General features: G+C 66.4%; 22 protein-coding genes. 8 read left to right on the top strand and 14 right to left on the bottom strand.

The window, feature by feature from the left end; translation table 11 throughout:
- From K8R92_00475 to K8R92_00490, 4 genes are all read right to left on the bottom strand, one after another.
- Positions 1-219, bottom strand: a 219-nt coding sequence (locus K8R92_00475) for a VOC family protein (protein ID MCE9618369.1), incomplete at its 3' end; no start/stop codon positions are given.
- A 98-nt stretch (positions 220-317) separates the two neighbouring features.
- The gene (gene rho / locus K8R92_00480) at positions 318-1448 is read right to left on the bottom strand and encodes a transcription termination factor Rho (GenBank protein ID MCE9618370.1); all 1131 of its coding nucleotides are present in this window, start codon (positions 1446-1448) and stop codon (positions 318-320) included.
- 178 nt (positions 1449-1626) lie between these two features.
- Positions 1627-2586: a pseudouridine-5'-phosphate glycosidase gene (locus K8R92_00485; protein ID MCE9618371.1), complete on the bottom strand. Its 960-nt coding sequence runs from the start codon at positions 2584-2586 to the stop codon at positions 1627-1629.
- Positions 2586-3944 carry a DEAD/DEAH box helicase gene (locus tag K8R92_00490; GenBank protein ID MCE9618372.1) on the bottom strand — a complete coding sequence of 453 codons (1359 nt, stop codon included), beginning with the start codon at positions 3942-3944 and terminating at the stop codon, positions 2586-2588. Before K8R92_00490 ends, K8R92_00485 begins: the two co-directional genes overlap by 1 nt.
- Before the next feature lie 58 nt (positions 3945-4002).
- Between K8R92_00490 and alr the strand changes: the two genes are divergently transcribed.
- The 5 genes from alr (at position 4003) to K8R92_00515 (ending at position 10130) form a co-directional block, all read left to right on the top strand.
- Positions 4003-5283, top strand: a complete 1281-nt coding sequence (alr, locus tag K8R92_00495; protein MCE9618373.1) for an alanine racemase — start codon at positions 4003-4005, stop codon at positions 5281-5283.
- A gap of 97 nt (positions 5284-5380) precedes the next feature.
- Positions 5381-6487 carry an NAD(P)/FAD-dependent oxidoreductase gene (locus K8R92_00500; GenBank protein ID MCE9618374.1) on the top strand — a complete coding sequence of 369 codons (1107 nt, stop codon included), beginning with the start codon at positions 5381-5383 and terminating at the stop codon, positions 6485-6487.
- Positions 6484-7596 (top strand): type III polyketide synthase, encoded by a 1113-nt coding sequence (locus tag K8R92_00505; protein MCE9618375.1) that lies wholly within the window; start codon positions 6484-6486, stop codon positions 7594-7596. Before K8R92_00500 ends, K8R92_00505 begins: the two co-directional genes overlap by 4 nt.
- Positions 7593-8468 (top strand): menaquinone biosynthesis protein, encoded by an 876-nt coding sequence (locus tag K8R92_00510; GenBank protein MCE9618376.1) that lies wholly within the window; start codon positions 7593-7595, stop codon positions 8466-8468. Before K8R92_00505 ends, K8R92_00510 begins: the two co-directional genes overlap by 4 nt.
- A gap of 3 nt (positions 8469-8471) precedes the next feature.
- The gene (locus K8R92_00515; GenBank protein ID MCE9618377.1) at positions 8472-10130 is read left to right on the top strand and encodes a hypothetical protein; all 1659 of its coding nucleotides are present in this window, start codon (positions 8472-8474) and stop codon (positions 10128-10130) included.
- Positions 10131-10201: 71 nt separating this feature from the next.
- Here the strand turns inward: K8R92_00515 and rpsI are convergent, their stop codons facing one another.
- Together rpsI and rplM are read right to left on the bottom strand one after the other, a co-directional pair.
- Complete coding sequence (gene rpsI / locus K8R92_00520; GenBank protein ID MCE9618378.1) at positions 10202-10714, bottom strand: 30S ribosomal protein S9; 513 nt, start codon at positions 10712-10714, stop codon at positions 10202-10204.
- Positions 10715-10722: 8 nt separating this feature from the next.
- Positions 10723-11184, bottom strand: coding sequence for a 50S ribosomal protein L13 (gene rplM / locus K8R92_00525; protein ID MCE9618379.1), 462 nt, complete (start codon positions 11182-11184; stop codon positions 10723-10725).
- Positions 11185-11336: 152 nt separating this feature from the next.
- On the opposite strand from rplM, the gene K8R92_00530 reads away from it, so the two are divergent.
- Entirely contained in the window at positions 11337-12755 is a 1419-nt protein-coding gene (locus K8R92_00530) for a CPBP family intramembrane metalloprotease (protein MCE9618380.1), read from the top strand.
- Between the two features lie 54 nt (positions 12756-12809).
- Here K8R92_00530 and K8R92_00535 read toward each other — a convergent pair whose 3' ends face one another.
- Positions 12810-13439 carry an HNH endonuclease gene (locus K8R92_00535; GenBank protein MCE9618381.1) on the bottom strand — a complete coding sequence of 210 codons (630 nt, stop codon included), beginning with the start codon at positions 13437-13439 and terminating at the stop codon, positions 12810-12812.
- Between the two features lie 99 nt (positions 13440-13538).
- Positions 13539-14243 (bottom strand): hypothetical protein, encoded by a 705-nt coding sequence (locus tag K8R92_00540; protein ID MCE9618382.1) that lies wholly within the window; start codon positions 14241-14243, stop codon positions 13539-13541.
- A gap of 51 nt (positions 14244-14294) precedes the next feature.
- Here K8R92_00540 and K8R92_00545 point away from each other — a divergent pair, with 51 nt between their 5' ends.
- Complete coding sequence (locus K8R92_00545) at positions 14295-15674, top strand: DUF1080 domain-containing protein (GenBank protein MCE9618383.1); 1380 nt, start codon at positions 14295-14297, stop codon at positions 15672-15674.
- A 90-nt stretch (positions 15675-15764) separates the two neighbouring features.
- Here the strand turns inward: K8R92_00545 and rplS are convergent, their stop codons facing one another.
- From rplS to K8R92_00570, 5 genes are all read right to left on the bottom strand, one after another.
- A complete protein-coding gene (rplS, locus tag K8R92_00550) occupies positions 15765-16190 on the bottom strand; it encodes a 50S ribosomal protein L19 (GenBank protein MCE9618384.1) in 426 nt (141 codons plus the stop codon).
- A gap of 70 nt (positions 16191-16260) precedes the next feature.
- Positions 16261-16995, bottom strand: coding sequence for a tRNA (guanosine(37)-N1)-methyltransferase TrmD (gene trmD / locus K8R92_00555; protein MCE9618385.1), 735 nt, complete (start codon positions 16993-16995; stop codon positions 16261-16263).
- A gap of 21 nt (positions 16996-17016) precedes the next feature.
- A complete protein-coding gene (rpsP, locus tag K8R92_00560) occupies positions 17017-17403 on the bottom strand; it encodes a 30S ribosomal protein S16 (protein MCE9618386.1) in 387 nt (128 codons plus the stop codon).
- 206 nt (positions 17404-17609) lie between these two features.
- Positions 17610-18275 (bottom strand): site-2 protease family protein, encoded by a 666-nt coding sequence (locus K8R92_00565; GenBank protein MCE9618387.1) that lies wholly within the window; start codon positions 18273-18275, stop codon positions 17610-17612.
- Between the two features lie 37 nt (positions 18276-18312).
- Positions 18313-19848 carry an amidohydrolase family protein gene (locus K8R92_00570; protein MCE9618388.1) on the bottom strand — a complete coding sequence of 512 codons (1536 nt, stop codon included), beginning with the start codon at positions 19846-19848 and terminating at the stop codon, positions 18313-18315.
- Between the two features lie 18 nt (positions 19849-19866).
- Between K8R92_00570 and K8R92_00575 the strand changes: the two genes are divergently transcribed.
- A complete protein-coding gene (locus tag K8R92_00575; GenBank protein ID MCE9618389.1) occupies positions 19867-20520 on the top strand; it encodes a hypothetical protein in 654 nt (217 codons plus the stop codon).
- Positions 20521-20530: 10 nt separating this feature from the next.
- Here K8R92_00575 and K8R92_00580 read toward each other — a convergent pair whose 3' ends face one another.
- Positions 20531-21160, bottom strand: coding sequence for a superoxide dismutase (locus K8R92_00580; GenBank protein ID MCE9618390.1), 630 nt, complete (start codon positions 21158-21160; stop codon positions 20531-20533).
- Between the last annotated feature and the right edge of the window lie 223 nt (positions 21161-21383).

Consider the following 21383-nt stretch of genomic DNA (forward strand, 5'->3'; position numbering starts at 1 on the left):
GAGGTCCGGTTGGACCTGCACAGGCCCGCTCGATGGGAACGAGCACAGTTCGATGAGTTCCTCGCTCCCGGGGGTGGCGAGGAACACAAGCTCCGAACCGCGCGGCGATTTATGTCTGCGAATTTCCTTGAGGCCGAGCACCTCGGTGTAGAACCGGACACTGCGTTCCAGATCGTTGAGCCGATAACGGGTGTGAAGCAGTTTTTTGACGGCGCTCATGGATGATGGGTCGGTTGATCGATGGATCGACGGATCGATTGAAGGTCAGGCCTGCATGTACCAATGACTCGGGCTCTCGCCCTCGACGCGGCTTACGTTTATTTGAACGCCCCCATGCCCAGCAGGAACTCGATGTTGCTGCGGGTCTTCTTGAGTTTGCCGAGGAGCAGTTCCATCGATTCGACGGGAGGCACGCCTGTGAGCGCGCGACGCAACAGCACCACACGGCTGTACTCGTCAGGATGGTAGAGGAGTTCCTCCTTGCGGGTGCCGGAACGTTCGATGTTGATCGAGGGGAAGATGCGGCGGTCGACGAGGGCGCGGTCGAGGTGCACCTCCATGTTGCCGGTGCCCTTGAACTCCTCGAAGATGACCTGGTCGGCGCGGCTGCCGGTGTCGACCAGACACGTGGCGATGATGGTGAGCGAGCCGCCCTCCTCGCATTTGCGGGCGGCGCCGAAGAGCTGCTTGGGAACCTCAAGGGCGCGGTTGTCCAGGCCGCCGCTCATGGTCCGGCCGCCGGAGGCGTAGCGCCGGTTGTTGTTGAAGGCGCGGCCGACGCGGGTGAGCGAGTCGAGCAGCACCACCACGTCGCGTCCCGCCTCGACCAGTCGCTTGGCGCGCTCGATCGCAAGGATGCCCAGCGCGGTGTGGCGCTCGACGGACTCATCGTTGCTGCTGGCGAGCACGTGGGCGGGGACGTTGCGCTTGAAGTCGGTGACCTCCTCGGGGCGTTCGTCGATGAGCAGGGCAATCAGCTCCACCTGCGGGTTGTTGTGCTTGATGCCGGAGGCGATGTTCTGCAGCAGGATGGTCTTGCCGGCCTTGGGCGGGGCCACGATCAGGCCGCGGGTGCCAAAGCCGATGGGGCAGAAGAGATCGATCAGGCGGCAGGCCGGGGCACAGCCGCGGTGCTCCAGGGTGAGACGCGGCGAGGGATCGAGGGCGGTCAGTTCATTGAAGGATTTGCGGGCCAGATAGGTCTGGGGGTCCAGGCCCTCGATGTCCAGCACGTTGAGGGCGACGCGCTTGACGCCCTCCGGCCGATTGGGCGCGTGGCGCTCCTCGACCTCGACCGAAATCTGCTGGGCGGCGCGGAGCGAGAACTTCGCCACCAGCTCCGCCGGGATGTAGGGATCGCCGGGATTGTCGGCCAGTCCCTGCTCGAATTGTCTCAGACGCGCCTCGCCGCTCGCATGCAGCTCAAGGACTCCACTTTTGGTGTTCATCGAAATCATTCTTCCCGCCACAAACCGGATGGTTCCAAACAAGAACCGATTACCGACGGACCACTTGAGGCCCCATCACCGATCTGGGTTTGACGAGTCGTCGAGAGATTCTCGACGCCCACAGTGGAGCACAGAACCGGCCTCAAGTCAAGTTCGATTTCAGATTTCGCGCGTGATTTCAGATGCGGCGGGCGATGGCAGCGGCGGCCCGGGCGTTGGCCAGCAGCAGCGCGACATTGGCGCGGAGGGTGCGGCCGCCGGAGAGTTCCGCGAGATGCGCGAGCAGGAAGGGAGTCACCTCAGGACCGCGGACGCCGCGGGCTTTCGCGGCGGCTTCACCGAGGGCGAACCATTTCTCGAATTCGTCGCGCGGCACGGTGTGCTCGGCGGGGCAGGGCTGCACGGCAAGAACTCCCGTGCGGTGTCCCAGCGACCAGTGGGCGCGCGCGATCGGTGCAATCGATTCGGGATTTTCGACCGTGGACGGAAGCGGCAGCGATGGATCGGGCGGCGAGGAAAAGCAGGGGAAGTGGCGGGTTCCCATGCCGATCACCGGAACTCCAAGCGAATCAAGGGCTTCCAGCGTGGCAGGCAGATCCAGAATGCTTTTGGCTCCGGCGCAGACCGTGACGGCCGAAATGCGGGCGAGCGCCGCCAGATCGGCGCTGATGTCGAGCGTGCGGTTCCATCCCCGGTGCACGCCGCCGATGCCTCCGGTGGCGAAGACGCGAATGTTCGCGGCGGCGCACGCGGAAAGCGTTGCGGCGACGGTGAGCCCTCCGGAACTTCCGTTGGCGATGGCGGGCGCCAGATCCCGCGCACTCAGTTTCAATGGTTCGGACATCGAGGCGAGCGATGCAAGCTCTTCCGGCGCGAGGCCGACGACGAGCTCTCCCTTGATCACGGCGCAGGTCGCGGGAACGCAGCCGCCGGCGCGGACCTCGGACTCCATGGCCATGGCCAGCGCCAAGTTGGCCGGCTTGGTTTCGCTCCACAGCGCGGAGACTTCGCGCAGAGATGGGACCGCGCTGCGCGGCAGGCCATGCGTGAGCACCGCGGTCTCCAATGCGACCACCGGCGCGCTTCGGGTGAGGGCGTCGGCGACTTCGGGATGGATCCGGATGCGCGGCCCCGTCATCATTTGCGGCGCCGCGAGTTCACCCTGCCGCCCAGCCGCTTCATGTGGCTGCTCGTGGGCACGATGCCGCCGGGGAACTTGGTCGGGTCCGCCGCCGCCGCCGCGGGAGCTGGTGCCGCCACCTCGTTGCTGAAGCGGTTCTTGCTCGACTCGTTCTTCTCGCGGCGCTGGATTTCCTGATCGCGCCGCGCCTGCACCTCGACCGGGGGCGGACCGGGATCGAAATCGGGATATTCCTTGCGGACGATCTCGACGTTGGTCAGCATCTCGATGTTGGTCAGCAGCTCGCCCTGGTCGGGGCAGACGAAGCTCCAGGCGATGCCGCGGCGACCGGCGCGGGCCGTGCGGCCGATGCGGTGGACGTAGACCTCGGGATCCTCGGGAATGTCGTAGTTGATGACGTGGCTGATGTCGTCCACATCGAGCCCGCGCGCGGCCAGGTCGCTGGCGACCAGCACGCTCAGGTGCCCGCCGCGCAGGCGCTCCATCACCTTGTCGCGGGCCTTCTGATACATGTCGCCGTGGATGGCGAAGGCGTCGATCTTCTTCTTCTGCAGGTACTCGGTCACATCGTCGACCGTGCGCTTGGTGCGGCAGAAGACCACAGTGAGCTCGGGAGTCTCGTGCGTCAGCAGATGCACGAGCAGGCGCCGCTTGCACCAGTAGTCCACCGGCAGGTAGCTCTGATCGACCTGGCTGACGGTCAGGCTCTTCTCGGAGCTGACGATCTTCTCGGCGTCGCGCATGTAGCTGCGGGCCAGCTTCTCGATCTCGGGACTGATGGTCGCGGAGACGAAGACCGTCTGCGGATGCTGCTTCATGCTGCCGAGGATCTTGCGAATGTCCTCGCGGAATCCGATGTCGAGCATGCGGTCGACCTCGTCCAGCACCGCGATCTTCACCTGGTGATAGGGCAGGAGACCGCGCTGGTTCATGTCCATCACGCGCCCCGGCGTGCCCACGATGATCTCGGGGCCGCGCTTCAGCTGCGCGGTCTGGGTGTTGATGCTGCTGCCGCCGTAGACCGCGACCACCTTGTGTCCGCTGTACTGGGCGAACTCAAGGAATTCCTTGGCGACCTGGATGGCCAGCTCGCGGGTGGGGACCAGGACCAGGCCGCTGAAGGCCGCGCCTTTTTCCAGCCGCGCGAGCATGGGCAGGGCGAAGGCGGCCGTCTTGCCGGTGCCGGTCTTGGCCTGCCCGAGGCAGTCCCGGCCCGAGAGAGCCACGGGAAGCAGCGAGGCCTGGATGCGCGTGGGGTGCTCAAAGCCTTTTTCCGTGATGGCCTTGAGGAGAGATTCTGGAAGTCCGAGGTCTGCGAATCGCTTGGTGGTGTCGAAAGTTTCTGTTGAGTTCATGAAATCCTTTGGGAATCTAATGGTAGTTCCCTTTCAAAGTCGATACAACGCACACCTTATGAGCCCCCGCAGCGAAGTGGTCGTCGATCTTGGAGCCGTGGATCATAATGTCTCGGTGATCCGGGAGGCGCTGGAACCCTCGGTGCGGCTTGGACTTGTCTTGAAATCCGACGCCTACGGCCTGGGCGCAGCCCGGCTGGCCCGGCGCATGGCCGGCAAGGCCGATTTTCTCATCGTCTACGGGATCGAGGAGGCCGAAGTGGTGGGGGCGGCCGACCCCGGCACACCGGTGATCGCGCTGATGCCGATCCGCTCAATCGAGCGCGGCTCCATCGCGCATGGCATGTGGCTCAAGGGGCGCCTGCATCTCTCGGCGCATGACCTTGACCAGGTCGAGTCGCTGGCGGCCTGCGCGCGCGACTTCGGCGCGGCGCTGCCGCTGCATCTGGAAATCGACACCGGGCTCGGCCGCGGCGGTTGCCTGCCCGCCGACGCGACCGCCGTCGCCGCACGGATCCGCACCGACAAGAATCTGCGCCTCGCCGGCGTCTTCACCCACTTCGCCAACGCCGGCGGCAGCGAGAGCGCCACCGATCAGCAGCGGCGGCACTTCGAGTCGTGGTGCAAGAGCGCCTCGCTGCCGGAGGATTGCATCGTGCATTCGGCGAGCACCTTCGCCGCCATCCGCGGGCCGCGATTCCACCACCACATGGTGCGCGTCGGGTTGGCCTGGACCGGTCTGGCGTTCGAAGGCACGCGCGACGGGAAATTCATGGACTTTGCGCGGAGGTTGCGCCCGGTCTTCAGCTGGCGCAGTTCCTTCGTGCAAGTCCGCACGGTTCCGGCAGGGACGGCGGTGGGCTATGGAAGCCGCTGGAAAAGCGAGAAAACCAGTCGGATCGGACTCGTGCCGGTCGGCTACGGCGACGGCTATCCGCTGCTGCCCATGAACCCCACGACGCGGCGGCCGCTCGGGCAGGAGCGCCGCACGGTGCGCGTCGAAGTGGCCGTGGATGGGGCGGCGCGCTGGATGAGCGCGCCGGTGGTGGGCGCGATCAGCATGGACCAGATCGCGGTCGATCTCACCGAGCTGCCGGATTCCCTGGCGACGGATTGGAATCACGCGGCCGTCGAATTGATCAGCTCCGATGTCGCGGCGACCAACCACGCGGCCCGCGTCGCCTCGATGACCGGGCACCACGCCTACGAATTGCTCTGCCGGATCCCGTCGCGCGTTCCGCGAAGGTTCGTCGAACCCATCGCCGCCGCGCTTCCTTCGGTCAAGGACCGCGTGGACTCGTCCGAGGCGCCGACGAACGCCATCTCGCAAGCTTCCTGAATTTCGTTCTGCGTCCTCCCGACGGTGCGACTCCGCGCGGCTCCATCGCGCTCATGATGCGTCGCCGTCCTCGGGGCGCTTGCCCTAGGATCCTGGCGTGGCGAATCAAACGGTGGACGCGGTGGTCGTTGGCGGCGGTCCTGCGGGAACTTGCAGCGCCATCGCGCTCGCTCGCGCGGGCGCCAAGGTTGTGCTGATCGACGCCGGAGCACGCGGACGGGACAAGTGCTGCGGGCACTGTCTCTCCGGCGGCGCCTGGACGGCGCTGGAGGAACTCGGGGTTCGGGACGTAGTCGAATCGAGCGCCTCAGGCGTCACGCGGCAGGTCGCCTGGCGCAGCGGAACGCGGGGATTTGAAATGAAGTTGCCTCATTCGGGCATCCTGGTTCCAAGGAGCCTCCTGGATGCGGGACTGCAGGAGGAAGCCGAGCGAGTCGGAGTCCGCGTGATCCAGTCCGCCACGGCAAGGTGGCACTCCAAGGGCTTGATCGGGGTCCGCCAGAAGTGCGAGGAACATTTCGTCGAAGCACGTCTGGTGGTCGCGGCCGATGGTCTGGGCAGCGGCATCGCGCGGGCCCGGGGCTGGAGTCCCGCGCGGCCCGGCCGCAAATATGGCTTCGCGGGTTCCTGGCGTGCGCCGCGCGCGCTGCTCCCGTGGCCCGATGGGCGCATCGAAATGCGCGTGGCGCGGGGCGGCTACCTCGGCATCGTCGCCGAGTCCCGTGAGCGCATCCATGTCGCGGGCATGATCGATCGCACCTCGGGGGTGAGCCGTCCCGATGAACTTCTCATTGAGGTCGCGCGGTCGTGGCCCTTGCTGGCGCAGGCGATCGATGAGGGGCGCCCCGACCGGTGGATCGCAGCAGGACCGCTGCCGTGGCGACCGACGCGCGTTGCCGACGAATCGACGGCGCTGGTGGGCGACGCCGCCGGATACGCGGAGCCCTATTCCGGCGAAGGGATGCGCTGGGCCTTCGAGTGCGCCGGCGGCCTCGCCCGGGCGTGGCGCGAGGAGGGCGGATGGACGCCGCGTGCCGCGCAGCAGTACGCCCACTGGCATCGCGCACGCATCGCGCGGCGGCAGCGCGGCACGCTTCAAGCCGCCTGGCTGCTGCGCAATCCGGCGCGGGCGGCGCTGACCTGCCGCGCGGCGAAGCGCTTCCCCGGGGTCGCCTCGTGGCTCGCCGGTAGCATGACACGATGAGCGTCCGCATCGAGTCCATGGGCTTCGCCACTCCGGCGCTTTCCAGGACCCAGCGGGACATCGGGCGCGAGCAGTCAAAATTGTGGAACTTGAAGGCCTCGTCGCAGGATCGATGGGAGCGCATGATCGACCATTGCGGCATCGAGCGCCGTGCGGCGGTCATGCCGCTGGATGAAATCGTCACGCTCACCACCGCGCAGCGCATGCAATGCTTCGCCCGCCACGCGCCCGCATTGGCCGCCCGGGCCGTCGCCGAGGCGCTGGCCCGCGCCGGCCGCAGCGCCGGCGACATCACCGATCTGATCGTGGTGACCTGCACGGGGTTCGAGTCGCCGGGGCCGATCCACGACCTCTGCGTGCAGGCGGGCCTGCCCCATCGCGTGCGGACGTCGCAGATCGGATTCATGGGGTGCTTCGGCGGCATCTGCGGACTGGATGCCGCGGCCGGTGCCGCCCTGCGCCACGAGGGGGCGGTGGTGCTGCTGGTGTGCGTCGAACTCTGCTCGCTGCATCTGCGCGACGACCGCGACGTGCAGAACATGGTCGCCAGCCTGCTCTTCGCCGATGGGGCCGCGGCGGTCGTGGTCTCGCGCGGGGAGCCGGGACGCGGCGGCGCGGCGACGGTGGGCCCGCGATTCGCGATGCGCGTGCCGGGCACCGCGGACGCCATGAGCTGGAAGGTGACCGACGCGGGGTTCGCCATGACCCTGGACCGCGGTGTGCCGGAGCAGCTCGAGCGCGCCGCCCCGGCCATGCTCGGCGATCTCAGGCAATGCGCGATTCATCCGGGCGGAGCCGCCATTCTGGACGCGATGGAGCGGGGGGCCAACGCCCGCGCCTGCGGCGGACTCGCACCGGAAAGCCTGAGCGCGGCGCGCGGCGTCCTGCGCGACCATGGCAACATGAGCAGCGGCAGCGTGTTTTTCGTCCTGGACCGCCTGCTCGAGGGCGGCGCGACCGGCGAGCTCGCCGCCATCGCCTTCGGCCCGGGCCTGACCGTCGACCGCATTGACCTCTGCGCGGCGCCACCCGCGGTGGATGAAGGGCGCCTCGCCGGATGCCTCGTCGTGGAAGCCGCCGCCGACGCTGCTACATTCCGCATCCCATGAGCCTGCTCGTCGAACAGCCCGCACCAAGCGCCCGCGACGCCGCCGCCGCGACGAGATTGGGTGTGGTGCAATATCTGAACACGCTGCCGCTGATCGCCGGGCTCGATCATCTGCGCGGTCTTCACTTGCGACGCGATGTCCCGGCGAGCCTCTTCGGCCGGCTGGCCGCGGGCGAGGTCGACGCGGCGCTCTGCTCGAGCATCGATTATCAGCGTTCGGAGGAGCCGATGATTGTGCTGCCCTGCGGCCTGCTGGGGTGCGACGGAGAGACCCTGACCGTGCGCCTCTACTCCCGCAAGCCCCTGAAGGAGATGCGCTCCCTCGCCGCCGACGCCGAAAGCCACACCAGCCGCGTGCTTGCGGCGATCCTGCTGGAGGAACGATTCGGCGTGCGGCCGGAAACGGTCGATCTCTCCGACGCTCAGGACCCCGGCGAGCAGCGCCATTGGCCCCTTGCCGACGGGGTGCTGCTGATCGGCGACAAGGCGGTGCTGAGTCCGCCGCCAATGAGTGAATTCCCCCATCAACTGGATCTGGGCGCCGCCTGGAAGGAGTGGACCGGGCTTCCCTTCACCTTCGCCATCTGGATGGCCCCATCCCCGCGAAACCCCGAGTCGGTCGCGCGACTGCAGACCTTGTCGAGCATTCTCGATCATCAGCGGCGGCGCAACGCCTCGCGGATCGATTGCATCGCGGCCAACGAGGCGGTCCAGCGCGGATGGGAGGCGGCCCATGCGCGGCGCTACTTGGGCGAGCTGCTGCGCTACGCCTGGACTCCAAGCCAGCAGCAGGGGCTCGAGCGATTCTGGTTCGAGTCCCGGCAGCGCGGACTGACCCCGGCGTGCCGGCCCCTCGCCTTCCTCGGCGCGTAGCCCGTGGCCCGGCGCCCACGATTCCGAACGAAAGCCGCGGCGAATCTTCTGTCGCAAGTCGAGTACGCCAAGCCCGAGGTGCTGCGGCGCATGGCAATGAGCGCCGAGCGCCTGGCTCGGAGCCTCGGCGCGGACCAGCTGGTCAGCGAGTCCTGGCTCATCGAGACGGTGACCGGCGTCCACTCGCGCAGCGCGGACGCCACCGCCTCGCTGGTGGGTTCCGCGGTGATCGAGGATCTCGCGGCCCTGGCGATCCGATTGACGGACCGAGCGCCGATCGCCGCGGGCGACGCCGAGGGTGGAGCCTTCACGCTGGAGGAGGCGGCCAAGCAGCTTGGTGTGGGCGTGCGCAGCGTCCAGCGCTGGAGAAAGCTTGGACTGACCAGCGTCCGCATCCAGTTCGGACGAAATCGCCGGGTGGGATGCACCGGCGCGGCGATTGCCTGGTTCCGCTCGCACCACCCCGAAGCGCTGGCCCGGATCCGGCGGCCTGCCTCCTCGCAGCATGCGCGGCAGCGTCTGCTCGCGCAGGCGGAGCTCGCCGCACAGCGCGGCGGAACGCTGAACGCGGCGGCGACGCGGCTGGCGCGGAGCGAGGGCATCTCGGTCGATGTCGCCCGGCGGGCCATCGAGCAATTGGAGCGGCAGAAAAAGATTGAACCGCTGCGACGGCGCGTGGCCCTGTCGGAAGCCCGGGCGGCGCTGGCCTGGCGGGGCTGGATGCGGGGGGTCGATCTGCGCACCATCGCCAAGCGCACCGGCCAGAGCCACGCGGCCGCGCTGCGCTCCATCGCGAAGATGCGGCGGAAGGGAATCGAGGCATGCCGGATCCCGGTCGCGCCGCTGGCAACCTTCGGGCGGGCCGACGCCGCGGAAACGCTCCTGGCGCCGCGCGGGGTGCGCGAGCAGCTCGCCCAGGGATCGTGGCCGGCGCATCCGCGCGAATTTCTTGCCGCCTATCCGCCGCTCCTGAAGGGTCCGCGGCAGGCCGCCGCCCTCGACCGGGTGCAATTGGCGGCGCTTCGATTCCTGCTCTGGCAGGCGTCGAAGGAGCTGGGCAAGGCCGGCGCGGCGGGTGAATGGTCCGCCCTGGACCGGAGCGAAACCGCGCTTCGTTGGGCGGCGAGGCTGCGCCTTTCCCTCCTGCAGCGGACCGTCGGGGAGGCGCTCGGTCGGCTGCAGGCGATGGCGTGGGTCGCCTTCGACGCGCTGCCCGAGGCGCGACGACGTCAGGCGATCGAGATCGCGATTGACGCATCCAGCGCGGTGCTGGACGAGGCAATGTCGGCTCCCCCGAGCGACCGTGCCATCCGACTGGGTTCCCTGGCGGCCGCCCTCGCGGAGCAGCGCGCCGCGCAGGAATGGAAACCGCGGGAACTCCCCGCACTGGGCGAGCGGACGCTTCTTTCCGACGCGCTGCAATTGAGGTGCGTGCCCTGGCTGCGCGTGTCGCCGTTGCGCGACGATCTGGCGCCGTGGGCGGTCGCCGGCGACCCGGGCTGCGTTTTGCTGGGACTTCGATATGGTTGGGAAGGTCGGGCGCCGCTCGCCCTGGATGAAGCCGCGTCGCTGCTTCGGATCCATCCCCGGCGGGCCGCGATGATCGCGGCGAGCGCCCTGCGCGAGTTGAATCAGAAACTCACGCGGCCCGCGCGCGACTGAGCGCAGCGGTCACATCGACGCAGCCGCAACAGAGCGATCGCGCAGACGCGTTCAACGCGGACAGAATCAAATCAACGCTTGCTGAACTGGAAGCGACGGCGGGCGCCGGACTGTCCGTACTTCTTCCGCTCGACCTTGCGGGCGTCGCGGGTGAGGAAGTTGTTGTCCCGGAGCACGGTCTCCAGCGTCGGGTCATAGGCCATCACGGCGCGGGCCAGGGCCAGGATCATGGCGCCGGTCTGCCCGGTCACGCCGCCGCCGTTGCAGCTGGCGCGGATGTCGATCTGACCCTTGATGCCGGTCTTCTCGACCACGGCGAGGATGTTCTTGCGATCGCGCTCCTCGACGAAGAACTGCTCGAAGTCGCGGTCATTCACCTTGAACTCGCCGGCTCCGGGCTTGACGCGCAGGCGGGCGATGGAAGTCTTGCGGCGGCCGGTGGCCCACCACCAGCCGAACTTGTCGGCCGGCTCCTGGGCGCGAAGCGGACGCGGAGCGGGCGGGGCCTTCACGGCGACCGCCGGGGCGAACTCACCCTCGTCGCGATCCTGGTTTCGATCCTGGTATTTGTCTTGGTTTCTCATGGAGTTGCTCAGCGCGTGGCCGGTGCCTTTCGTGACTTGATGACGAGCTTGGTCGGCTTCTGCGCAGCGAAGGTGTGCTCAGTGCCGGCGAACACGCGAAGGCGGGTGCGCATCACACGGCCGAGGCGGCCGCGGGGCAGCATGCGGATGATGGCTTCCGAGACCAGTGTCGTCGGATCGTCAGCCAGCACCGTGCGGTAGCTGCGCACGCGCAGTCCGCCCGGATAGCCGCTCCATCGGCGCAGCGTCTTTTGATCGAGCTTGCGTCCCGTGATCGCCACGCTGGAAGCGTTGGTGATGATCACGCCCTCGCCGCAATCGACGTTGGGCGTGTAGTTGGGCAGATGCTTGCCCATCAGAACGGTCGCGACTTCGGTGGCAAGGCGGCCCAGCACCATCTTGGAGGCGTCGACATGCCTCCAGGAAAGTTTGGTGGTGCCGGGCTTGATGAATGTGGTTTGGCGTGGCATTTGAATTGTTTCCGGCAAATAAGCCGGGTTGAGGAGGATAGAAAGTATGGCGTTTCTGTCAAGAGGTCGGGGGGTCTTTCGGCCCCGGATCGAGCCTCGGAGCCGCTTCAAGGGAGGAATCCCGGGGTTCCCGATTCAGGTACCTTCGCAAAATGCACCGATTTCTGCACGCCACCGCCATCTGGTTGCTGATTCTTGGGCTGGCGGCATTCTCGATCTACGAGCCACATCGATCCGAGACCCAGGAAATCGATGGCGACGACGCCGCTTCGAAGGCCATGTGGGAGGGGGAGAGCCTCTCTTCCGCCACGGAAATGCGCGGCCGGCTGCTGGTGCTCTCGCAGAGCATGAGCGGGCCCGCGGGAGCCCTGCCCTTGAAGGAGCTGATCCTGGGCGACGAGCCCTTCGACCAGCTGGCCAGCGCGATCCTTCTGGCCAGCCGCGGCGCCAACGCCGAGGCCACCGAGCAGATCGATCTCGCCGAGAAGGGATTCAAGGAATACGACGAGGCGCAGGACGCCGCCCCGCTGGTCGAGGCGACCCGCGCCGCCGTGAACTCCTGGCCGATGGAAGGCGCGGTCAATTCCAACGGGCAGGTCCTCTCGCCCAACTCGGCGCAATTTGAACTGCTGCGCGAGCGCCTCGGCTGGTTCGGCGAATTCGCCCAGGCCCGAATCGCCGGCGACGCGCAATTGACCGAGCAGCTTCGCATGGACGACATGCGATTCCTGGTGGTGCTCATGATCGCGGCCCTGTGGTTCTTCGGGGTCGGGCTCTGCGGCCTCGTCGCCCTGATAGTCCTGGGCATCCTCGGGCTGAGCGCCAAGATTCGCTCGGGCTTCGCGGTGCAGCCAAGCACTTCGCTCATTCTCGGCGAGACCTTCGTGGCCTGGTTCGTTCTTTTCCTGGCGCTTCAATTTGCAACGATGCTTATGCCGATCGATCACGAGTCGCCGCTGCGACTGGTGCTCACCGGCGCGATCATGTTCGCCAGCCTGGGCTCGCTGGGCTGGGCCAAATACCGCGGGCTTTCATTCGCGAGAATCCGGGACCTTGCGGGGCTGCGCTGGAATGGCGGATTTTTCCGCTTCCTCTGGCAATCGGCGATTTCCTACGCAACGGCCCTGCCGTTGATGGGGCTGGGCCTGCTCATCGGCATGGCGATGGGCTGGCTGATGGACGTACCCAACCTCGGCAATCCCTCGCATCCGATCCAGCAGCTCATTGATCACGCGGATCCGCTGGAACTCTGCATGCTCTTCGCTCTGGCGTGCATCGCCGCGCCGATCGTCGAGGAAACCATCTTTCGCGGCCTGCTGTACGGGCATCTTCGGCAGGGCACCGCCACGTGGGGCGTGCTCGGCTCGATGCTTTTCTCGATGGTGATCAGCGGCGGGCTCTTCGCCGCCATCCATCCGCAGGGCATGTTCGTGGCGCCGGCGCTGGCGGGGCTCGCCTGCGGCTTCTGCATCACCCGCGAGTGGAGCGGCAGCGTTTTCCCGGGGATGGTCGCGCATGGAATCCAGAACGCGACCGTGATCGGGCTGAATGTGATTCTCTTCCATGCCTGAAGCCGGCCGCGCATCCTGGCAACCGGTGCATCGATGCCCACAGCGCCGCGAGGCTCAGGTGAGCTCGACGGTCCAGTAGGCCTCGTCCAGGAAAGTCTTCCAGCTCTGGTACTTCGGGCTGCCCAGGCGCAGGGCGATCGCCGGATTCCGCTTCGGGCGGAAGGGCGGACGGATCAGTCGCATGCCCGCCTCGATCGGCGTGCGTCCTCCCTTGCGGGCGTTGCATTTCACGCAGGCGCAGACCAGGTTCTCCCACATGTTCTCGCCGCCCTGCACGCGCGGCTTGACGTGGTCCAGGGTGAGCTCCTTGGTCGAGAAGTGCCGGCCGCAGTACTGGCAGCGGCTCTCGTCGCGGGCGTAGATGTTGCGTCGGTTCAGCTTCACCTGCTGCTTCGGGAAGCGGTCGTAGCGGAAGAGCCGGATGATCTTGGGCACCGCGATCACCAGTCGCGCCGTGTGCACCCAGTCGTGCTGCTCGGACTCGTACTCGCGCTGCAGCGCGGAGACCTCGCTCCACGAAGTGAAGGAGTAGTTCATGTAGGAGCCATCCTCGACGGAGATGACTTCGGCGAGTTCACGGAAGAGGAGCGAAAAGGCACGGGCGGCATCGATGATGCGGATCGCACCGTAGAGCCGATTCAGAACCAAGACGCGGGCATCAAGAGCCGATGCGAGCGAAGTCATCCGGACGAACCTCCAAACACCCGCTTCCGCGGGCACTGCGAGTCTATCGTAACGCTCAATTGGACCGAGTCCATCGAAGAGTTGCACAGAGGGGGCATATTACGAGGTTATGGACGGCTCCAGGTCGAGCCACGCGAGTTGTCGATCCAGTTTCTGAGGTAGAAGCACGATGGGGGTATCGGCCGGAACATGCTCGCGGATGAGCGAAAGCAGCAGTTTCCGCGGCAGAATTCCCTCGCCCAGCGGGGCGGCTTCGGTTTCGCCCGCGGCGTTGATGCGGAGGTCACCCAGCATCACCAGCGCGGCCCGCGGCGCCAGCGACTCCATCATCCGGCGAAGATGGTCCTCGACGCGCTCCAGCATGTCGGCGGTGAGCATCTCGGCGGGGTTCAGGGCGAGTTCGAAGGGCTCATCCGGATGGTCGCGCAGGAATTGCAGGCCGCCCTGCGGATCCGCCAGCACATGCCGCGCGTGCGGGCGGAAACAGATCGTGCGCTTCGAGGCGGTCAGCATCGGACCAACGCGCCGGGCAAACGCATCCAGTGCCGCGCGGCCGGGGCTTCGCCAGTTGCGCGGATCCTCGCCGAAAAGATCGGCGGCAAGCGTTCCGCTGTACATCAGAAGCCGTGGCGAGATCTGATCGATGTCGGCGAGGAAGTGCGCGCCCAGCGGATTGCCATCGATCCATGCCGCGGCGATCTCGTTCGCCTTCCCCAGCCGGGTCACGATGCCGTCGCAGGGCAGCGGCGTCTGCCCGGTCATCGCGGCGAGTGCGCGGCAGTCATGAAGGACATGCAGGTTCACGCCGCGATGCTAATCCCTCCGCCGCTGCGGGAGCGCAGCTAGATTAGAAGGATGAAGATCCATGCACACGCAGTGGTTGGAATGCTTGCGGCCTTCGCGATGAGTTTGACTGCGGCCGCCCAGTCTCCCGCTCCGTCGGCCGGCACCGACGGATTCACGCCGCTCTTCAACGGCAAGGACTTGTCCGGCTGGGTGAACGTCAACACGTCGCCGGAAACCTGGAGCGCACGGAATGGCGAGATCTTCTGCACCGGCTCGCCGACGGGCGTGCTCCGCACCGAGAAGCCCTATCGCAACTTTGTGCTGGAGCTGGAGTGGATGCATGAAAAACCCGATGGCAACTCCGGGCTCTTCATCTGGAGCGATCCGGTCACCGCCAAGGGGCAGCCCTTTACCCGCGCCGTCGAGGTGCAGATCATGCTCGGCGGCGAGTCGCGCGACGGCGACAAGCTGCTCTACACGAGCCAGGGGGACATCTTCTCGATCCACGGCGCTGTGATGACGCCGGATCGACCCCATCCGGCGGGCTGGTCGCGCTGCCTGCCCAGCGAGAATCGCACCAAGGGCGCCGGCGAATGGAACCACTACCGCGTCACGGCCCTCGACGGCACCATCAAGCTCGAGATCAACGGCAAGGAAGTCAGCGGCGCCCGCGACGTGAATCCTCGCGAGGGCTACATCTGCCTGGAGAGCGAGGGTTCGCCCGTTCACTTCCGAAATCTTCGCATCAAGGAGCTGCCCGCGGGCGACGCGCTTGCCGCCAATTCGAAATGTCTGCCCGACGAAGGATTCCGATCCATCTTCGACGGATCGCTCCGGGGATGGAAGGAATTGCCTGGTTTCGCAGGCCACTGGAAGGCGCAGGATTGGAAACTGGCCTATGACGGTCGCGGCGAAACGCTGTGGAGCGTCAAGCGCTACGGCGATTTTGAAATGATCGCGGACTGGCGATGGAGCGGCACCTCGACCAAGGCGAAGGTGCCCGTGGTTCGCAAGGACGGCACCACGCCGGTGGGCACGGATGGCAAGCAGGAGACGGTCGAGATCGACGAATTCGGCGACAGCGGCATCTATCTGCGCGGCAACGACAAGAGCCAGGTCAACATCTGGTGCTGGCCGATCGGCAGCGGCGAGGTCTACGGCTATCGAACGGATCCATCGCAACCCCCCGAAGTGCGCGCGGGCGTGACACCCACTGAGAAGGCCGACGCCGAGCCGGGCAAGTGGAACCGCATGAAGATTCGAATTCAGGGTGAGCGGCTTTGGGTCGAGTTGAACGGCAAGTCGGTGGTGAGCAATGCCCGACTTCCCGGGGTGCCCGTGGACGGCCCGATTGCGCTGCAACATCACGGCGCGCCGATCGAATTCGCCAACCTCTACATTCGGGAACTGCCCCCGACGATGGAACCGCCGGCCGAAGCCAAGCCCTGATCGTCCCCGACCGGGTTGGGCGCAGGCGGAAAATGAAAATCGCCCCGTGTCATTCACGGGGCGATAGTTTGAATCAATGGGAAACGAAGCTTATTCCGCGGCAGCGGCGGCCGGTGTCGTGTCGGTGGCCTGCAGTGCGGCCTCCAGACCCTTCAAGCCGCGGCGCTGATCGCGCAGGCGGCGGCTCTTGCCGGTGCGCTCGCGCAGGAAGTAGAGCTTGGCGCGGCGGGCGTCGCCGCGACGGACCACATCGATCTTGGCGATGCGCGGCGAGTGCATCGGGAAGATGCGCTCCACGCCCTCGTTGGCCACGATGCGGCGCACGGTGATGGTGTGGTTCACGCCACGGCCCTTCTGGGCGATCAGCACGCCCTGGAAAACCTGGACGCGCTCCTTGTCGCCTTCGACGATCTTGTAATGCACGTCGATGGTGTCGCCGACGTTGCAATTGGGCAATTGCTTGCCGCTCTTGAGTTGGGAGGAAAGAAGCTCTTCGATCAACAGTTGACGGTTCATATCCAGTCTCAATCTGGATCCGGGACGGATCCGTTTGGTTGTTCAGCTTTGGCTCTCGCCAATCCGCCGTTCAACACTTTCCACTTGGGCTCTGCGTCCCAGGGGTGGCACTTCCAAATAAATCCGGCCGACGCACACGCGTGCGACTGACCGACTGTTCCAAACGCCACGCCTCGATCGAAGCGTGGTCTCCCGAGAGCAGGATCTCGGGAACCTCCCGGCCGCGCCACGAGCGCGGGCGGGTGTAGTGAGGGCAATCCAGAAGAGGATGGCCCTGTTCGTCGCGCAGACTGAAGGAGTCCTGCGCCGCCGAACATTCGTGCCCGAGCACTCCGGGAAGGAGCCGGGACACCGCGTCGATGACCAGCAGTGCGGGCAGTTCGCCGCCCGACACCGTGAAGTCGCCGACGCTCAACTCGAGAGGGCGAAGCTCTTCGATCGCCCGCTCGTCGATCCCCTCGTAGTGGCCTGCGATCAGCAGCAAACGCGGCTGTTGTGCAAGCCATTCCACTCGGGATTGCCGCAGGGGTTCGCCCTGCGGAGTGAGCAGCACGCGGCACGCTGCTCGTGCGTCCAGTTTCTCGACCGCCTCGACCGCGTCGACGAGGGGGTCACACATGAAAACCATTCCGGGCCCGCCCCCGAAGGGTCGGTCATCCACCTTGCGGTGGGGCGGGCTGCTCCAAGACCTGATGTCATGCACATGGCACTCCAGGGCTCCGCAGCTCGCCGCTCGGCCGGGGATGCTGGTCGCCAGAGGCGTGGCCATCATCTCCGGGAAAATCGTGAGGAGGTCAATGCGCACCTCCGTGTTCCTCGAAAGGCGTTACTCGCCCTTCGGAGTCTCCTCGGCAGCCGGAGCAGCGTCTTCGGCCGGCTTCGCTTCGCCGGCGGGCTTGGCCTCAACGACGGGCTTGGGATGCTTGGAAACCTTCGAACGCACGGCGAGAGCCTTGATGGCAGCCGCCGGAATTGTTCCGCCAGCCTTCTTGATCAGGTTGGCGACCGTGGGGGAGGGCTGGGCGCCGACACTGAACCAGTGCTGCACGCGCTCCATGTTGAATTCATATTGCTTGCCTTCGGGGCCGGCCGGGTCGAACCAGCCGAGTTCCTCGATCACCGTTCCGTTGCGCGGGCAGCGCTTGTCCGCGGCGCAAAGGCGATAAGTTGGACGGTGGATCCGACCGAAACGCTTGAAACGTAATACGACCACTGGGGTTCTCCATCAGCCGCCTCCTCAGAACCCGTCGATCAGCGATCGACTCGGCAGTTCCGTGTCTCGGTGGGGCGAACCATTACGGTCCGCCGTGCCGCGACATGCGGTGGGCAGGTGCGAATCGACGAGTGTAACCAAAGTTTCATTTCACGCCAACCGCTTCAACGATTCGAAGAAACCTCGATTCGGCCTTGAAATGGGCCTCAGGGATTGAAAAACAGGGCGATGCGCTCCGAATAGTTGATGGCAATCGTCTGGACGAACTTTTGGACGGGGTTGAAAAACCCCAGCATGCTCAGGGCGAAGATGCCCAGCCATCCATACTGCATCACCTGCGGGCTTTCGATCAGGTCGCGGGCGGGCCGCGAAATGCCCGCGAGAATCCGGGCTCCGTCCAGGGGGGGAATGGGCAGCAGGTTGAAAGCGGCCAGGAAGAGATTGAGCCAGCCGCCGGCATAAAGAAAAATCTGCAGATTGTCGTAGATCGGCTTCTGGCTCGGACCGCGCGCCAGCCAGATGCCCAGCGCCGTCAGCGCGACCGCCGCGATGGCGACGTTCATCAGCGGGCCCGCGAGGGCGACCAGCGCCTCGCCGCGGCGTCCCCAACGGAAACGGCTGGGATCGATCGGCATCATGCCCCAGGCGAATCCGGTGAGCGCGAAGAAGATGAGTGAGGTCGGGCCCATGTGCGTGAGCGGATTCAGGTTCATCCGGTTCATGTGTCGCGGCGTGTCGTCGCCCTGCCAGATCGCGGCCCATCCGTGGGCAAGCTCGTGCAGCATGATGCTCAGCAGCACCCAGAAGACCCAGCTCGCCAGGAGCACCGGGCTTCGTTCGTAGAGGTCGTGGATCCACCAGCCCGTCTGCATGGTCAAAGAGTAGAAGATGTCGGCGATGCGTGCGTGTTCACGGCGCCACTTCGCCGGCGACGAGCGTGAAGCGGATTTTCGGCTGGTTGCTGTGCCAATCGTTGGCGAGCGGGTCGCAGTCCAATGAAACCAGATCTCCGGTGAGTCCCTTCCCGATCGAGCCGCAGGTTCGGTCGGCGCGCAGGCACTTTGCCGCGTCGCAGGTGAAGGCGCGAAGGGCGCTTTCGGCGGAGATCGAGGCTTCGGCTCGGGTCAGGGTGCCGCCGGCGGCGAGGCCGACGATGGCGGTCTGCATCGCCTGCAGGCAGTCGGGGGGAACGATCGGCCAGTCGCTTCCGAAGGCGAGCCTCGCGCCGGCCCGCTGGAGCTGCCGGAACGAAAAAAAGCGATCCATGCGCGAGGGGCCGAGCCGGGTGCGCGCCGGCGCGGCGTCGTAGTACTTGTGCAGCGGTTGCATGCTCAGCCATCGGCCTTTGCATCGGGGGAGGTCGCTCGGATGCGCCGTCTGTCCATGCTCGATCCGCAGCGCCTCCCGCGCTGAGACGCCCGCGGATTCCGCAGCGTCCGCAGCGTCGAGGGCGGCGCGCAGGGCCGCGTCTCCGATGGCGTGCATGGACATGCTCCAGCCGCGGGCGAGCCCCTCGCGCAGCCACTGGGCGAGCTTGCCCGACTCGGCGAGCTCAACGAAGAGCCCGAGGCTGGCCGGCTCGTCCGAATAGGGCTCGAGCATCCGCGCCGTGCGCGAGCCGAGCGTTCCATCGATGAAGCTCTTGAACCCGATGATCGTGAGCGCGTCGTCGGCCGCGACGCACCCGCCCAGATTCCAGTCGACCGGCCACTCGCGGTCAAGAATGGTGGCGCGGATCCGCACGCCCAGTTCGCGGCGCAGCGGATCGAGCGTGCCGACCAGATCGCGCGAATACTCCATGCTGCCGACGGTGGCGATTCCATGCGCGTGCAGATGTCGTGCGGCGGCGCGGGCGGCCTCGCGCAGCGCGGCGGCATCCGGCATCGGAACGCAGGGGATCGCGTACTTCCAGGCGGCCTGCTCCAGAAGCAATCCGGTCGGACTTCCCTTTGCATCGCGGGCGATCGTTCCGCCCGCAGGATCGACCGAGAGGTTGTGCTGCTTGCCGATGATTTCAAGGGCGGCGCGGTTCACCACGCAGACATGCTGATCCATGCGCCACGCGATCGCGGGCCGGTCACCGCAGCATGCGAGCCAGGATTGATCGGGCATCTCGCCCCACAGGCCCTGGTCCCATCCGCCGGCCTCCAGCCAGCGATCCTTGGAGAGCGATTCATGCTTGGCGCGGATGACGCGATCGAACTCCTGCCGCGAGGCGACTCCCGCGAGCTGAGCCTGCTCGAGCGATCGGCCTCCCAGCATCAGGTGGAGATGCGAGTCGATGAACGCGGGGCCGACGAAGGCGCCGCCATCCAGCTCGCGATCGACCGGTCCGCTGTCGTCGATCCCGCAGATCGTTCCGCCATCCACCGTGACCGAGTTCGCGAAGGGCCTTGCCGGATCGCCGGTCCAGATGCGACGTGCCTTGATTCGGGTTCGGGGCATCGCCGGTATCGTAGAGGCATGCGAATTCCATGTTGCATCGCGGCGATCGCGTTGTCGGCGGCCGTCATCTCCTGTGGCAGCGATGTGCCGCAGCCGAAACTTCCCGCGCCCTTCCCCGCGAAATCGGCGCAGGTCTCAGGCGCGGCCGATGCGCATGCGGGAGGTACGGCGACAACCAGCGTGGCCGATGCGCTGACCAGCTCCGCAACGTCCAATCCGGAGCGGATTGAGTTGCCTTCGCTCACCTTGCCCAAGCCCGCGGCGTGGACCTTCACCAAGCCGACAATGGCCTTTCGCACGTTGCAATACAGCGTGCCGGGCGAAGCCGGTGGAGCCGAACTGATCGTGAGTGTCTTCAAGTCGGGCGACGGCGGAAGCGTTGATGCGAACATCGACCGCTGGAGGAATCAATTCCTGGGATCCGCCGGAACTCCTGCGGAGCCCGCGCGATCGCAGCGCAGCATCGCCGGCGCGGCGGTCACGCGCGTCGACCTCAAGGGTGCGTGGAAAGGCATGGGCATGAGCGAAGCCCGGCCCGGATCGGCGCAGCTCGCGGCGGCAATCGAATTGCCCAAGGAAACCATCTACATCCGACTGGTCGGTCCCGAGAGCGCCGTCGAGGGCGCGCGCCAAAACTTCGAAGCCATGATCGACGGCCTCAAGCCCAGATGAATGCCGCGGATCACTTCGCGGCGGCGAAGCGCTTGTTGACCTCGTTCCAGTTCACCACGTCCCACCAGGACTTCAGGTAGTCGGCGCGGCGGTTCTGGTATTTCAGGTAGTAGGCGTGCTCCCACACGTCCACGCCGAGCAGGGGCGTGCCGAGCGTGTCGATGGTGCCCTTCATCAGGGGATTGTCCTGGTTGGCCGTGCTGACAATCTCCAGCGTGCCACCGGGCTTGGCCATGAGCCACGACCAGCCGCTGCCGAAGCGCTTCATGCCCGCGTCGGCGAGCTTCGCCTTGAAATCATCCATGGAGCCGAAGGCCTTGGTGATGGCCGCGGACAATTCCGCGCTCGGCGCGCCGCCCTGGCCCTTGGGGGCCATGAGCACCCAGAACATGCTGTGGTTGAAGTGGCCGCCGCCGTTGTTGCGGACGGCGCCGCGGATCGCCTCGGGCAGCGAGGGCAGCGACGCGCAGAGTTCCTCGACGCTCTTGCCCTGCAGATCGGCGTGCCCCACAAGCGCCTTGTTCAGGTTGTCCACGTAGGCCTGGTGGTGCTTGGTGCGGTGGATCTTCATCGTCTCGGCGTCGATGGAGGGCTCGAGGGCATTTTCCGGATAGGGAAGATTGGGAAGCGTGAACGGCATGGAGTTCTCCTTCTGAGATGTTGACGCGGCGGTGGCATTGGCCGCGAGTAGGGTGCGGGTGAGTCCGGTCGGAGCGAGCGCCGTGAAGGCGCCGATCCCAACAAGGGAGCGGCGCAGGAAGTTTCGGCGATCATCTGCGGGTTCGGACATGGTGAAAACGATAGGGTGTGGCGAGGCATTTCGCCACGCGCATAAGTGCGGTGGGGGAAATTGCCGTGCGAAT

Source organism: Planctomycetota bacterium, from assembly GCA_021414025.1.
Classification (GTDB): Bacteria; Planctomycetota; Phycisphaerae; order Phycisphaerales; family SM1A02; genus SYAC01.